Source organism: Corallococcus sp. Z5C101001 (assembly GCF_007352635.1).
Taxonomy (GTDB): Bacteria; Myxococcota; Myxococcia; order Myxococcales; family Myxococcaceae; genus Corallococcus; species Corallococcus silvisoli.
Window position 1 is genome coordinate 615,523 of record NZ_VKLU01000008.1, and the last position, 14,434, is coordinate 629,956.

The 14,434-nt window shown below is 71.0% G+C and carries 13 protein-coding genes; 10 read left to right on the forward strand and 3 right to left on the reverse strand.

Annotated elements, in window-relative coordinates; genetic code table 11:
• Window positions 1-94: 94 nt before the first annotated feature.
• The 6 genes from FOF48_RS20425 (at window position 95) to FOF48_RS20450 (ending at window position 5,417) form a co-directional block, all read left to right on the forward strand.
• Entirely contained in the window at window positions 95-847 is a 753-nt protein-coding gene (locus tag FOF48_RS20425) for a hypothetical protein (protein ID WP_143904147.1), read from the forward strand.
• Entirely contained in the window at window positions 844-1,410 is a 567-nt protein-coding gene (locus tag FOF48_RS20430) for a hypothetical protein (RefSeq protein WP_143904148.1), read from the forward strand. The genes FOF48_RS20425 and FOF48_RS20430 overlap by 4 nt, the downstream gene beginning before the upstream one ends.
• A gap of 104 nt (window positions 1,411-1,514) precedes the next feature.
• Window positions 1,515-2,192: a uracil-DNA glycosylase gene (locus FOF48_RS20435; RefSeq protein WP_143904150.1), complete on the forward strand. Its 678-nt coding sequence runs from the start codon at window positions 1,515-1,517 to the stop codon at window positions 2,190-2,192.
• A 41-nt stretch (window positions 2,193-2,233) separates the two neighbouring features.
• Entirely contained in the window at window positions 2,234-2,863 is a 630-nt protein-coding gene (locus tag FOF48_RS20440; protein ID WP_143904152.1) for a TPM domain-containing protein, read from the forward strand.
• On the forward strand, window positions 2,860-4,464 hold the full coding sequence (locus FOF48_RS20445; RefSeq protein ID WP_143904154.1) for a TIM44-like domain-containing protein: 1,605 nt from the start codon (window positions 2,860-2,862) through the stop codon (window positions 4,462-4,464). The genes FOF48_RS20440 and FOF48_RS20445 overlap by 4 nt, the downstream gene beginning before the upstream one ends.
• 149 nt (window positions 4,465-4,613) lie before the next feature.
• Complete coding sequence (locus FOF48_RS20450) at window positions 4,614-5,417, forward strand: acyl-CoA thioesterase II (protein ID WP_143904156.1); 804 nt, start codon at window positions 4,614-4,616, stop codon at window positions 5,415-5,417.
• Between the two features lie 100 nt (window positions 5,418-5,517).
• Here FOF48_RS20450 and FOF48_RS20455 read toward each other — a convergent pair whose 3' ends face one another.
• Window positions 5,518-5,877: a response regulator gene (locus tag FOF48_RS20455; protein ID WP_143904158.1), complete on the reverse strand. Its 360-nt coding sequence runs from the start codon at window positions 5,875-5,877 to the stop codon at window positions 5,518-5,520.
• A 137-nt stretch (window positions 5,878-6,014) separates the two neighbouring features.
• The gene (locus FOF48_RS20460; RefSeq protein WP_143904160.1) at window positions 6,015-7,355 is read right to left on the reverse strand and encodes a Xaa-Pro peptidase family protein; all 1,341 of its coding nucleotides are present in this window, start codon (window positions 7,353-7,355) and stop codon (window positions 6,015-6,017) included.
• A 333-nt stretch (window positions 7,356-7,688) separates the two neighbouring features.
• On the opposite strand from FOF48_RS20460, the gene FOF48_RS20465 reads away from it, so the two are divergent.
• From FOF48_RS20465 to gyrA, 3 genes are all read left to right on the forward strand, one after another.
• Window positions 7,689-8,534 carry a cyclopropane-fatty-acyl-phospholipid synthase family protein gene (locus tag FOF48_RS20465; protein WP_161665212.1) on the forward strand — a complete coding sequence of 282 codons (846 nt, stop codon included), beginning with the start codon at window positions 7,689-7,691 and terminating at the stop codon, window positions 8,532-8,534.
• A gap of 61 nt (window positions 8,535-8,595) precedes the next feature.
• Window positions 8,596-9,351 carry a M48 family metallopeptidase gene (locus FOF48_RS20470; RefSeq protein WP_143904163.1) on the forward strand — a complete coding sequence of 252 codons (756 nt, stop codon included), beginning with the start codon at window positions 8,596-8,598 and terminating at the stop codon, window positions 9,349-9,351.
• 238 nt (window positions 9,352-9,589) lie between these two features.
• Complete coding sequence (gyrA, locus tag FOF48_RS20475) at window positions 9,590-12,391, forward strand: DNA gyrase subunit A (RefSeq protein ID WP_143904165.1); 2,802 nt, start codon at window positions 9,590-9,592, stop codon at window positions 12,389-12,391.
• Window positions 12,392-12,476: 85 nt separating this feature from the next.
• On the opposite strand, the gene FOF48_RS20480 is transcribed toward gyrA, so the two are convergent.
• The gene (locus FOF48_RS20480; RefSeq protein WP_143904167.1) at window positions 12,477-13,100 is read right to left on the reverse strand and encodes a nuclear transport factor 2 family protein; all 624 of its coding nucleotides are present in this window, start codon (window positions 13,098-13,100) and stop codon (window positions 12,477-12,479) included.
• 256 nt (window positions 13,101-13,356) lie between these two features.
• On the opposite strand from FOF48_RS20480, the gene FOF48_RS20485 reads away from it, so the two are divergent.
• Window positions 13,357-14,403 carry an ABC transporter ATP-binding protein gene (locus FOF48_RS20485; protein WP_143904169.1) on the forward strand — a complete coding sequence of 349 codons (1,047 nt, stop codon included), beginning with the start codon at window positions 13,357-13,359 and terminating at the stop codon, window positions 14,401-14,403.
• Window positions 14,404-14,434: the final 31 nt, after the last annotated feature.

The following is a 14,434-nucleotide window of genomic DNA, read 5'->3' on the forward strand; positions in this document are numbered from 1 at the left end:
ACCCTGACTGCCTGCTCGCTTTCCGGTGCGACACTCCAGCACTCTGGGGACCTCGGGCCGCGGCCCGCCATTTCGAAGCGGAGGTTCTCAGCCCATGCGTGGTCCCTGGTGGTGCTGCTTGTGGCTGTCCTCGCTTGGGGGTTGTGCGTCCTCCGCTCCGCCCGACCCAGACCTGGTGCGGCCTGAGTCCGGAGCCCCCTTCCTGGAGGAGATTCCGGGGCCCCTGCTGGGGCCCTTCGAGTCGTCCTCGGATGCACTGCTCGCCGCTTGCGGGAAGATCCTGTCGAAACCTCACGCAAGCGCGGGCCGCCCGGACCATCCCAGCTTCGACACCCGCTGGCGCGTCTCCAGCGAATACTGCGCCTGGCTGTACTACACGCCGGAGCATCGTTACGTCGTCAGTCGCCTGACGGACCAGTCGAGGGTCGATCCCGTACAAAGGAGCAAGAGCTGCCTGTTGCCATCCCGGGTCGTGGATGCGCGGTATCCGGCCGAAGCCCTTCGCTACATCTACGCGCTTCACAACCATCCCTATGGCAGCGCGCTGTCCGCCAATGACCTGCGCTTCATCGTCTCCGAAGGACGGGTCCACGGCTTCGAGAGCGAGACGGAGAGTGGCCGCGTGAGGCTGTCCATCGTGGCCTTCTTCTCCAACGTGATGGAGCCGGCGTCGTGTGACGGCTTCCACCAGTACATTCCTCTCACGGGTCAGTTGTTGAAATGGACGCGCGATGCGTCGGGGTGGCGGTGCGAGCAGACGGGGCGTGTCACGTGGCAGGATGCGGAGGCATTGGACTTCACCATCCAGAAACTCCAGGGACCCTGCATGAGGGGAGTGGGGCCATGAAGCGGCTGCTGCTCCTGGGGGTGGTGCTGTGGAGCGGGTGCATGCGACGCGAACTGGCGCCGTCCGGCACGCTGGCGCAGGAAGACCGGTCCATCGTCTTCCCGGAGATGTTCTCGCAGGAGGTGCTGTCCGTGGGGGCGCCAGGCCAGACGTACTCACTGGAGGGCGCCCTGCTTCGCGCGATGGTTGTCGCGGCCGACGACTTCCTTCCCCAAGGGCAGGAGGGACGGCCTTGCTGGAGCCGGCGAGAGGCCTATCGCTTCCGGCTCTTGCGAGAGGGCGACATCGCCTTCATCCGCATGGACGTGGATCCTCGTGCCTGCGCACCGGGAGGGGTTCCCCTGGATGGAAGTGCCACCTACGCGGTCCGGGTCTCCGATGGACGCATCCTGCGGCGGCTCCACGATGGAGAGCCCAATGGAACGCCCATGTCTGGCAGCCCCGATGCGGGCAATCCCGATGGAGCCTCGGACCCCTCCATTCCGGTGGGAGATACCTCCTGGGGCGAGGCGCTTCCCTCGTTCCCAGCCCAATGGCTGGACGCGGGGAGTTCCGCCCCCTGAGCGGCCCATCTCCATGATGGCCTGCGCCCGGCCCCCGGGCGTGAACGCCTTCACCGCTTGTCTCGCGTCTTGGCTAGGGTAGGGCTCCTGGGAGGGACGCAACGATGCTGGCGGACGGGTTGCCCGAGGATTGGAAGCAGGTGCTGCATGACGCCATCCACGCGCCGTCGTTCAAGGCGCTGGAGACGTTCGTGCGCGAGGAACGCAAGGAACACACCGTGTTCCCGTCGGAGGAGGACCTGTTCTCCGCGTTCCGTCTCACGCCCTACGCCGACGTGCGCGTGCTGCTGCTGGGCCAGGACCCCTACCACGGCCCCGGACAGGCCCATGGCCTGGCCTTCTCCGTCCAGCCCGGCGTCCCCCCACCGCCCTCGCTCGTGAACATGTTCAAGGAGCTCCAGAGCGACGTGGGCGCCCCGAAGCCGCGCGACGGGTCGCTCATCCCTTGGGCGAAGCAGGGCGTGCTCCTGCTCAACACCGTGCTCACCGTGCGCCAGGCCACGCCCAACAGCCACGCGAAGCACGGCTGGGAGCACTTCACCGACGCCGTCATCCGCGCCGTGAGCGCCAGGCCAGACCCCGTCGTCTTCCTGCTCTGGGGCAAGCCCGCCCAGAAGAAGACCGCCCTCATCGACGCGAAGCGCCACATCGTGCTGGAGGGCGTGCACCCCTCGCCGCTGTCCGCCAGCAAGGGGTTCTTCGGGAGCAAGCCCTTCAGCACCACCAACGCCGCGCTCGAGAAGCACGGCCAGCACCCCATCGACTGGGCGCTGCCCGCGTAGGAATCAGGCCGCCGGTGGGTTGGCTATAGTGCCCGCCCACGATGGCCAACACCTTCCTCGAAGACGCCGCCCGGACCCAGGCCGCTGAAGCTGTCGCGGCCATTGAAGCGCAGACGTCCGCGGAGGTCGTGGTGGCGGTTCGCTCCGCCTCCGGCCACTACGCCCACACCGATGCCCGGTTGGGCGCGGGCGCCGCGTTCGGGGTGCTCCTGGTGCTCCTGTTCATCCCCCAGGACATCCACCTGTTCGCCTTCCCGCCCGCGGTGCTCCTCGCCTTCGCCGCGGGGGCGCTGGCGAGCCGCCTGCTCCCGGCGCTCCGCCGCGCGCTCACCTCGCGCAAGCTCCAGGAGGACTCCGTGCGCACCGCCGCGCAAGCCGCCTTCACCACGCTGGGCGTGTCGCGCACCTCGCGGCGCACCGGCATCCTCGTGTTCGTCTCCCTCTTCGAGCGCCGCGTGGAGGTCGTCTGCGACCACGGCGTGGACACCGCGCTCCTGGGCGCCGAGTGGCAGGAGGCGCTGACGCGGCTGGCCGCCACGCTGGCCGCGTCCACCGTGCCCGGCCCCTTCTTCGAGGCCCTGCTCCGCATCCAGGCGCCGCTGGCCCGCGTCCTGCCCCGCCAGGAGGATGACGTGAACGAACTGCCGGACATGCCCGGAGCCGTCGCGTGAGGGGCTCAAGGACCTTCCTGCTCGCCGTCGCGCTGCTCCTGGGGCTGGGCTTCGGCGCCCTCCCTGTCTCCGAGGCGCGCCCCGGCGGCGGCAATTCCTATCGGGGCTCGTCGAGCAGCCGGAGCTCCTCTGGCAGCCGGTCCTCCTCCAGCTCCGGCAGCCGCTCCTCTTCGTTCGGCTCCAGCAGCCGGTCCTCCTCCAGCTCCGGCAGCCGCTCCTACGCCAGCTCCAGCGGCGGCGAGTCGTCGTCCTCGGGGGGCGGAGGCGCCAATGGAACGGTCTTCGTCATGCCGCTGGTCGTGGCCGTCGTGCTCCTCCTGGCCATCCGCGCGAAGTCCAGGTCGGACGAGGAGGAGTGGAGCACGACGGCGCCGAAGGCCCCTCCGCCCCGGCGCCAGGACTCGCTGCGCGCGAAGCTCGAGGGGCTGGCTCGCGTGGGGCCTCGCGGTTCGGACGGGCGGTCGCAGCCGTTGGATCCGGACTTCTCCATCGTCCTCTTCGAGGACTTCGTCTATTCGCTCTTCGCCCGGGTGCACGAGGCGCGCGGCGGCGACCGCCTGGACACGCTGGGCGGCTGGCTGTCCGACGGCGCCATCGCCTCGCTCAGGGAGCTGGGGACGCCGGACGCGGTGAAGGCCGTGGTGGTGGGCGCGACCACGTACGAGTCGGTGGAGGGCGTGGGCGCGAAGAGCCGGCGCGTCCGCGTGGTCCTGCGCTTCGAGGCCAACTACACGGAGGTCTCCAGGTCCGAGCAGAGCTGGTACGTCGCGGAGGAGTGGCGCCTGGAGCGGGGCGCGTTCGTGAAGTCACGCCCGCCCGAGGACGTGCGCGCGTTCAAGTGCCCCCACTGCGGCGCGCCGCTGGATGCGGTGCAGGGGAACACCTGCTCCTATTGCAACACGGTGGTGAACACCGGCGGGTACGACTGGGTGGTGACCCGCGTGACGTCGCGGGAGCGGGAGCGGCGCGGCCCCCAGCTCATCGGCACCACGGAGGAGGAGGGCACCGAGCTGCCCACGGTCAAGGACCCCCACGCGCGGGAGCGGATGGACGCGCTGCGGAAGGAGGATCCGTCCGCGACGGCCATGGCCGTGCGCAAGCGCCTGGAGTTCATCTTCGGCGAGATGCAGACGGCCTGGTCCCAGCGCGAGTGGCAGGGCATGCGGCCCTTCCTCAGCGACAACCTCTTCCAGACGCAGCTCTATTGGATCAACGCCTACCGCCAGGCCGGTCTGCGCAACATCACGGAGGACGCGCGCATCACGGGCGTGACGCTCGCGCGGGTGACCCGGGATGCCTACTTCGACGCCGTCACCCTGCGCATGCACGCCGTCAGCCTGGACTACACCGTGCGGGACCAGGACGGGCAGGTCGTGGGCGGCAGCCGGACGCGGGAGCGGGCGTACAGCGAGTACTGGACGCTCATCCGCGGCCGGGGCGTGAAGGGCAGCCCCTCGACGCGCAAGGCGTGCCCGTCGTGCGGCGCCCCCCTGTCCATCAACATGGCGGGCCACTGCACGCACTGCCAGGCGCGGGTGGTCTCCGGTGAATTCGATTGGGTGCTCAGCCGCATCGAGCAGGACGAGTCCTATCAGGGCTGAGCCGCGCCCAGTCCCTTCGCGAACGCGTCCGCCGCGCGCGTTCGCGGGGGTGGGGGAGCCTTCACCGGGCGCGCGTCCAGGCGAGCGACAGCCCGCGCGGACTCGAATCGTGGTGACATCCCACGGGCACCCGTAGGATGCGGTGCATCATGACCGCCGCCTTCCTCGCCGCCACCCTCGTTGAACCGATGGAACCCGGGCACTACCGCTCCCGCTACGAGGCGGCCTGGTATCAAGGCCGTGGCGCCTACGGCGGCGTGGTGGCGGGGCAGGTGCTGCGCGCGCTGGAGCACCACCTGAATGACGCCCGGCGGCCGGTGCGCTCGCTCACGGTGCACTTCTGCTCGCCCGCCGTGGAGGGCATCGCGGATGTGCACACGCGCATCGAGCGCGCCGGCAAGCTCGTCACCCACGCCACCGCGCGCGTGGAGGGAAGCGGAGGCGTGGTCGCCGTCGCGACCGCCACGTTCGGTGCCGCGCGCGGGGGCGCCCCTGCCTATCAAGAGTTCGTCATGCCGGAGGTGCCGGCCCCGGAGGCGCTGACGCCCGTCTCCGAGGACGCGCCGATGCCGGACTTCTGCCGCTTCTTCGAGTACCACTTCTGCGTGGGCCCGGCGCCGTACTCGGGCGGCTCCGTGGCGGAGGTGGGGGGCTGGCTGCGGCCGCGCGACCCCACCGTGCTGGATGGGCCCCTGTGCGTGGGGCTGATGGATGCGTATCCGCCGTCGGTGCTGTCGCGCATGGACGGCTTCCGCGCGGCCGCGTCGGTGGACTTCAGCGTGCAGTTCTTCCAGACGTTCCCCGTGGCGGGGCTCGCGCCGGATGCGCGCTACCTGCGCACCGGCCGCTCCCGGCATGCCTCCGACGGCTACACGGAGGAGTCGCAGCTGCTCTGGACCCAGGACGGCACGCTGCTCGCGCAGTGCCGTCAGCTCGTCGCCGTGCTCGGCTGAGGGTCCCGCGCGAGCAGCCCGGAGCGCGTGCGTGGAAGCGCGCGCCGGGGCCCTGCTCAGCGAACGGGGTTGAAGCGGGCGCCGCGACCGCGCCTCCGGCTCAGGCCGCCAGCTGCTTGCGCAACAGCCGCGTCAGCTCCGCCGGGTCCACGGGCTTGGGCAGGAGCTCCGCGCCGTAGCGGATGGCGACGGGAATCAGGTCGTCCAGCTCCGAGTGACCGGTGAGGAAGATGAACGGCGCCTGGCACTCCTGCAGCTCGCGGATGGCGACGAGCACGTCGGAGCCGGTCATCTCCGGCATGTTGTAGTCGCACAGGATGGCGGACACGCCAGTCAGGTCCAGGTGGAACGCCTCCGCGGGGGACTGCACGGTCAGCACCGTGTAGCCCGCGCCACGCAGGACATCCCCCACGGTCGCGAGGACGAAGCGGTCATCGTCGATGACCAACACGCTTGGCATGGGGCGGCCCTCCAGCGCCTGACTGAGCGGCGATGCGGCCGAGTGTAACCGAGCCTCCGTCTCCGCGCGCCACACCCCACCGGGCAGGTCTCCGGGGTCGGATGCACCCACGTCGCAGGGTGTGGGCGCGGTGGGGCTCAAGGTTGCGGAGTCGTCACGGCGGTGAGGGACGGGATGAGGATGAGCTTTTCCTGGGGTGGGTTGAGGTATTCGGCGCCGGTCTCGGTGACGACGGCCATCTCCTCCACGGAGAGGATGCGCAGCGCATCCGGGCTGCTGCCGTCCTTCCACGCGAAGAAGCCGTCGAAGGCGAACACCTGCCCGGGCCGCAGCGGGCGCAGCGCGGAGCCGGTGGGCGGCTTGCCGGACGCGGCGCCGGACAGCGCGGGGCCCGCGTCATGGGCCCAGTAGCCCACGGGATGGCCGGTGCCCCACATCACGGGCTCGGAGCCCGCCTCGCGCATCCAGTCGCGCTGGGCCTTGTCCACGTCGTAGCCGCGCACGCCGGGCTTCATCGCCGCGAGCGCGATGCGGCTGCCCTTCTTCGACTTCTCCCACTTCGCCAGCGCCTCCGCGGGGGGCTGCGTCTCCCCCGGCGCCAGCACGTAGGCGAAGCGCTGGATGTCCGTCACCCACGTGTCGCCCACGCGGATGCCGAAGTCCGTCTGGATGAAGTCCCCCGGCTGGATGACGCGGTCGGTGGCGTTGGAGTGCCCGCGCGTGGGCCCGCTGTTCACGTTGGGGTTCTGGTCCGGCTGCCAGCCGTCGCCCACGCCCAGCTCCGCGATGCGCTTCTTCAGGAAGCGCGCCACGTCCGAGTCCCGCGTCTTGCCCGGCACCACCGTGCGGTACGCCTCTTCCTCCAGCTTCGCGGTGAGGTCCGCGGCCTTGCGCATGAAGTCCACCTCCTCCGGCAGCTTCACCGACAGCCACTCGGCGACCAGGTCCTCGGAGGACACCAGCTTCTTGCGCAGCGCGGGCGTCAGCGCCGCCTCCAGCTTCGCGCGCTGCGTGGCGGACAGCCCGTCCGCGATGGGCATCTGCTCCGACGAATTGATGGCCACCTTCGCGGGCTTCGCCTTCACGAGCCGCGCGGCCACGAGCGCGTGGAGGTCCGTGCCCCGCTCCAGCGGCACCACCTCATCCACCACGCCCATGTCCTTGAGCGCGGTGGCCTCGCCCGCGGGGGACAGCGCCACGGAGCGCAGCGCGTCGCCGTCGCGCAGGAACAGGAACGCGGCGGTGCCGCCCGCGTTCTCCCCGCCAATGTGGCCGGCGAGCGGGTCGTTGTCGTTCTCACGGCAGAGCACCACCCACGCATCCACGCCCGCGCGGGCCATGGCCTGGGGCAGCAGCTTCTGGAGGCGCTCCTTGCGCACCCGGGGCCAGGCGCCTTCCGCGGAGGGCACGGCGGGCGCCGCGTGGGCGAGGGAGGCGGACAACAGGGCGGAGAGGAGAACGGGCCGGATGCGCGTCATGGTGCGTTCTTTCGGGTGGGGGGAGGCCACGGATTGTTTCACGGCCGCGCGCCGGTGGAACCCGCGAAGGCATGCACGCGGCAGCGGCTTCGCCGGGCTGTCGTGGAATCAGGAGGCATGGCGCACGCGGGAGGGCGTCCCGCGGAGGGCCCTCGGGCCTGGACGCACGGGGCGTGGGTCTGTCCTCGGGTGAACGCTCGCCTGCCCCGAGGGAGCGGAGCCGGGCGGATGTCTGTCATTGCCCCGGGACCTCGGGGGGGAGCGCCGGGGAGGCGGAGGTTTGCGACCTTGCGGTGCTCCACTCGCAGCCCTTGTCCCCCAGAGGAGTCGCCCATGCGCGTCGAGAGAACGGAATCCGCGGAGGACCGCGTCCCGGGCGATGAGGACCGGGAGCTGCGGTGGCAGGCGCTCCAGGCCCGGCTGTACGCGCCGCTGACGGAGGCGGTGCTGCGCGGCGCGGGGCTGCGGCCCGGCATGCGGGTGCTGGACGTGGGCTGTGGCGTGGGCAGCGTGTCGTTCCTCGCCGCGGAGCAGGTGGGCTCCACGGGCGAGGTGGTGGGGCTCGACCGCGAGGCCCGCGCGCTCACGTGGGCCCGGCGCCGCGCCGAGGCGCTGGGGCTGTCCCACGTCCGCTTCCAGGAGGGCAGCCTGGAGACCCTTCAGCGCGGGGAGCCCTTCGACGCCATCGTGAGCCGGCTGGTGCTGATGTACCAGCCCGACCCCAGCGCGTTCGTGCAGCAGATGGCGGAGCACCTGCGCCCCGGTGGCGTGATGGCGCTGCACGAGCTGGAGCTGTCGGCCATGGGCCTGGTGCACCCGAAGCTGCCGCTGTTCCACCGCATCTGGAGCTGGATGCTGCCCACCTGCGAACGGGTGGGCATCAAGGTGCACATGGGGATGGAGCTGGTGGCCACGCTCCGGCGCGCGGGGCTGGTGGTGGCGGACGGCGTGGTGGGAGGGCGCGTGGGCGTGACGCCGGACTCGGACCCCACGCACACCCTGGTGGAGACCGTGCGCACGCTGCTGCCCCACATGCAGCGGCTGGGCGTGGCGCTGCCCATGGAGGTGGACGTCGACACGCTGGCCGCCCGGCTCGCCGCCGAGCTGCGCACGGGCGGCGGCGTGCTGGTGCCCAGCCTGATGGTGGGGGTCTGGGGCCACCGGCCGGGCACTGTCTGAGATGGGCGTCTTCGCACGTCTTCACGAGCGGCGGCGGGGTGGGTCGCTTAGAGTGGACTCCATGGCAAGAACGGCACCCCGCAAGTCCCCGGCGAAGGCGAAGAAGCAGCCCGCCCGCCCGGCCGCGCCCGCGAAGCCCTCGGCCCGGCCGGTGAAGGCGAAGGTGGAGCCCCACCGCGCCGCCGCCTCCGGCCCGAAGCCTCCCGTGCTGGAGGGCGAGCCCGTCTTCGACACCGGCCCCGCGGCCGACCCTCGCGAGGGCGCCACGAAGCGCCTGCCCGCCGGTGAGTCGAAGGGCGGGGTGCTGCCTTTTGAGATCGATCCCGCCCAGCTGGAAGCAGGCCTCAAGAAGCTCCGGGGCGAGCTGGTGCACTGGACCAACAAGGGCCGCTACACCAAGGTGCGCTTCAAGTTCCGGGGCAAGCAGCTGCTGCCCGACCTGCCCCTGGCCGCCGTCGTCGCCGCGGAGGGGCTGTCGTTCTACTGGGGCGGCATCCTGCGCATGCTCGTGGCCAACGTCGTGGGCAAGAGCGTGCTGGAGGTCGAGCTGGTCAACGACGCGGACAAGCGCGTGCAGGCGGGCCGCGAGGCGCTCCTGTCCGGTGATGTGGACCAGGCGCTCGCGCTGTTCCGCGAGGCGCTCGCCATGGACCGCGACAACGCCTCCGCGCACCTCAACGTGGGCGTCGCGCTGAAGCTTCGGGGCGACCGCGCCGGGGCCCTGGCCGCGTTCGACGCCGCGAAGGCCAGGGACCCCCAGGGCGGCGTGGGCGCGGAGGCCGAACGGCTGGCCGCGAGCCTCCGCCCGAAGGCCTGATGCAGGTCCGAAAGAAGGCCCGAAAACCCCCTCCGGCGGGGCTGAAAACGCACCGCCTGGGTGTTGCTTCCGGGTGCCTCGGAAACACCTCCTCCGACCCCTCGGACCGGGCGGGCGGGCAGCCGTGGCGAATCCCCCCTGTTTCCCTTATTGACTGAGGGAAATCCAGGGGTTACGAACACTCTCCCATCGGGCGGAGCCCCCCACGTGAGGGGCCCGTCCGCACCTTCCAGAGCCCATGGCTGACGACACCACCGACACGCCGGCAACGCCCCCCGCGCCTCCTCCGTCGAGCGGCGCCGGAGAGCTCATTCCCATCAACATCGAAGACGAGATGCGCCGTTCGTATCTCGACTACTCGATGTCCGTCATCATCGGCCGTGCGCTGCCTGACGTGCGCGACGGCTTGAAGCCCGTGCACCGTCGCGTCCTCTTCGCGATGAACGACCTGGGCAACCTCCACAACCGCGCCTACAAGAAGAGCGCGCGCGTGGTGGGTGACGTCATCGGTAAGTACCACCCGCACGGCGACTCGTCCGTCTACGACGCCATGGTGCGCCTGGCGCAGGAGTGGAGCCTCCGCTACCTGCTGGTGGACGGCCAGGGCAACTTCGGCTCGGTGGACGGCGACTCGCCGGCGGCCATGCGTTACACGGAAGTGCGCATGGAGCGGCTGGCGGAGGACCTCCTGTCGGACATCGACAAGGAGACCGTCGAGTTCGGCCCCAACTACGACGACTCGCTGGAGGAGCCGCTCGTCCTGCCGGCCAAGTTCCCCAACCTCCTCGTCAACGGGAGCAGCGGCATCGCGGTGGGCATGACCACCAACATCCCGCCGCACAACATGACGGAGGTGGTGTCCGGGACGCTGCACCTGATCGAGAACCCGGACTGCACCGTCCTGGACCTGATGGAGTTCATCGAGGGGCCGGACTTCCCCACCGCGGCCATCATCACCGGTCGCGAGGGCATCCGGCGCGCCTACGAGACGGGCCGCGGCTCCATGACCATCCGTGCGCGCACGGAGATCGAAACGAACAAGAAGGGCGACCGTGAGGCCATCATCGTCACGGAGATCCCCTACCAGGTGAACAAGGCGCGCCTCATCGAGAAGATCGCCGAGCTGGTGCGCGAGAAGAAGCTGGAGGGCATCAGCGACATCCGCGACGAGAGCGACCGGCAGGGCATGCGCATCGTCATCGAGCTCAAGCGCGATGCCATCTCCCAGGTGGTGCTCAACAACCTCTTCTCCATGACGCAGATGGAGACGACGTTCGGCGCGGTGATGCTGGCCATCGACGGCGGGCAGCCGCGCACGCTCAACCTGAAGGAGCTGCTGGACCGCTTCATCGCGCACCGCCGCGACGTGGTGACGCGCCGCACGCGCTACGAGCTGCGCAAGGCGCTCGCGCGCATGCACATCGTGGAAGGCCTGCTCGTCGCGCAGGACCTCATCGACCTGGTGGTCAGCCTCATCCGCGCGTCTCGCGACCCGGACGAGGCCCGCTGGGGCCTGATGAACATCCTGTCGCCGGACCTCTACACGCGCGAGCGCTTCCAGAACCTGGATCGCATCGACTACGCGAAGGCCAAGGCGCAGATGGAGCTGCTGGTCAGCCGCGCGCGCAACGAGGAGCCGGCGTACGGCGGCCTGGAGCACAAGTACGAGGGCGCGGGCTTCAGCGAGGACCAGGCGCAGAACATCCTGGAGATGCGCCTGCAGCGGCTCACCGGCCTGCAGCGCGAGGAGCTGTTCAAGGAGCTCATCGGGCTGGTGCGCGACATCGCGCGGCTGCGCGACATCCTCGCCAACGAGAAGAGTCTGCTGGGCGTCATCAAGGCGGAGCTGATGGAGATCCGCGAGCGCTACGGCGACAAGCGCCGCACGGAGATCACGGGCGCGGTGGATGACTTCACCAGCGAGGACCTCATCGCCGAGGAGACGATGGTGGTGACGCTCTCGCACACGGGCTACGTGAAGCGCTCGCCCCTGTCGGAGTACCGGGCGCAGAAGCGTGGCGGGCGCGGCAAGACGGGCGCGGGGACGAAGGAGGACGACTTCGTCACCAAGGTGTTCGTGGCCAGCACGCACGCGTACCTGATGCCCATCACCACCAAGGGCAAGCTGTACTCGCTGAAGGTGCACCAGATTCCGCAGGGCAGCCGCACGTCACGGGGCAAGGCCATCGTGAACCTGGTGCAGTTCGGGGAAGGGGAGCGGCTGGCGCAGGTGCTGGTGACGCGCGACTTCCCGGAGAACCGCTACGTCTTCTTCGTCACGAAGAAGGGCGTGGTGAAGCGCACGGACCTGAGCGCGTTCGAGAGCGTCCGGGCCAGCGGCATCATCGCGCTGGGCATCGACGACGGTGACGAGCTGGTGGGCGTGATGATCACCGACGGGACGAAGGACATCCTCCTGTCCACGGCCACGGGCATGAGCATCCGCTTCAAGGAAGAGGATGTGCGCTCCATGGGCCGTCAGGCCTACGGCGTGAAGGGCATCACGCTGGAGGACGGCGACGAGGTGGTGGGCGCGGACCTCCTGGACAAGGAGCCCGAGGAGGGCCAGACGCCGGCGGAGCAGGGCAGCGCCATCCTCACGGTGACGGAGAACGGCTACGGCAAGCGCACGGAGGGCGGCGAGTACCGCCAGCAGGGCCGTGGCGGCAAGGGCATCATCGACATCAAGACCACCGAGCGGAACGGCCGCGTGGTGGGCGTGGTGCAGGTGAAGGACAGCGACGAGGTGATGCTCGTCACCAACGGCGGGATGCTCATCCGCATGAAGGTGAAGGAGATCTCCGTCATCGGCCGCAACACGCAGGGCGTGCGCCTCATCGCGCTGGAGAACGGCGAGGAGAAGGTGATGGCCATCTCCAAGCTGCCAGAGGGCGAGGAGTCCGAGGAGGAGGCCGACGAGACCACGTCTCCGGTGGAGGCGGCGGGAGAGGCTTCGGACGCCGCGCCGGTGGACGCCGCGGCTGCGGAGGCCCCGGCGGGTGAGTCCGCTCCGGAAGGCGAGCCCGGCTCGGAAGGCTGACGTCCCGGGAGTGGAAGCACGGAGGGCCGGACGCGGGTCGCGAGATGCGCTCCGGGTGCCGGCCCTTCGCGTTGGCGGGCGCGGGCTACTTCTGGCTGACGTCCTTGGGCACCTTGAGGCCCGCGGTGGCCTCGTCCAACCAGAAGATGCTCATCACCCACCAGCGCTGGCCGTCGTTGAAGAGCTGGATGCTGTTGGCGCCCTTGGCGATGAGCGGCCCGTCCTGCGTGCCGCGCGCTTCATAGGTGCTCATCACCTCGACGAGCGCGCCGAAGGCGTGGGTCTTGCGCGCGGTCTCCTTCTCGAAGAAGCCGTGCGTGGCGGTGGCCTGCTGGCCCCACGTCACGTAGTCGTCCGGGGTGATGGGGCGCGCGACGAGCGTGGTCGCGCCTGGGGGCTTCACGAGCGGGATCAGCTGGGCGCCCGGGTAGAAGAGGGAGCGGAAGCGCTGCCAGTCGCGGGGGGCGCCCGCGGGCCCGCTGATGACGTCGTAGAGGGCCTTGAGGATGGCGTCCTGGGACTTCACGTCCTCGGGCTTCGCGGGGGGGAGCTGGGCGAGGGCGGCCTGGGTGCGGTCGGCGGCGGCCTTCAGCGGGTGGGGCTTCTCCTCGGGGGCGGCGGCCTGGGGCGGTGACGCCGGGGCGCTGGGGGCCTGGGCGAAGGACGGGATTGCCAGCAGGACCGCGCAGGCGATGAGCAGGCGTGACATGGGGACTCCTGGGTGCAAGGCGGAAGCGGGATGGGAGCCTAGCCGTATGGCGGAGGGACCGCGGCCGCTTGGGGGAAATGGGCTCGCGAGATGAGCCGAGACAGGCCGTGGGCGGCCATGGCCGGGGCCCCTGGACGTCGCCGTGCCCGGGCGCGGACGCCGGGCGAGGGCCGCTCGCGCCGGGCGTCTGGCAGTGCCCAGCCCTGGGACACGGTGCTTTGCCCGGCGGAGGCCGCACCGTAGTGTGCCCGCCGCCATGGCCCTGCTCACGCTCGACTCCCTCTCCCTGACGTATCCGGGCGCCGCCGCCCCCGCGGTGCGGGACGTGTCGCTGGCGCTGGAGCCGGGAGACGCGGTGGCGCTGATGGGCTCCTCCGGCTCCGGCAAGTCCGCGCTGCTGCGGCTGGTCGCCGGCCTGGAGCGGCCGTCCTCCGGCACGGTCACGCTCGCGGGCCGGGTGCTCGCGGGGCCGGACGCCTTCGTCCCCCCGGAGCAGCGTCGCCTGCGCCGCGTGCTCCACGACGCCGAGCTCGAGTCGGGCCTCACCGTGCGGGACGTGGTGCTGGACGCGCAGCCGAAGGGCGAGGGCCTGGCGCACGCGCGAGGCATGCTGGCGCTCTTCCAGCTCGAAGAGGTGGAGCAGCGCCTCTGTGGGACGCTCTCCCGGGGCCAGCGGCAGCGCGTGCTGCTGGCCCGGGCGCTGGCCTCCGGGGCGAAGCTGCTGGTGCTGGATGAGCCCTTCGCGGGCATGGACGCCGGGCTGCGCGCCGCGCTGCTCGGGGAGTGGCGCCGCGTGCTCAAGGCGCGCGGCACCGCGGTGCTCTTCGCCACGCACGACGTGGGCGAAGCGCTGGCCTTCGCGGACCGGCTGGTGCTGCTGCGCGCGGGCACCGTGGAGCAGCAGGGGGCCCCCGAGTCCGTCTACGAAGCGCCGCGCACCGCCTTCGCCGCGTACTTCCTGGGCGGCACCAACCTGCTCCCCGGCTCCGCCTTCGGCCGCGTCGCGCGCACCTCGCTGGGGAACGTGCCGCTGAACGCCGAGGCCCGCGGCCAGGTGATGCTCTCCCTGCGCCCGGAAGCCCTGCGCCTGCTCCCGGACACGGACGGCGTGGCGGTGGGAGGCGCGCTGCGCGCCGAGGTGCTGGAGCGCGCCTTCCGGGGCGCGCACGTGGACTTCACCGTGTCCTGCGCGGGCATGGCCCTGGTGGTGCGCGCCGCCCCGTCCTCCCCGCTGCGCGAGGGCAGCCGCGCCCGCCTGGAGGTGGCCGGGCGCGCGGAGGTGCTGGAGGAGACAGTCGGCTAGCCTGCTCGCACACCCTGCGTGCGAGCGGTGG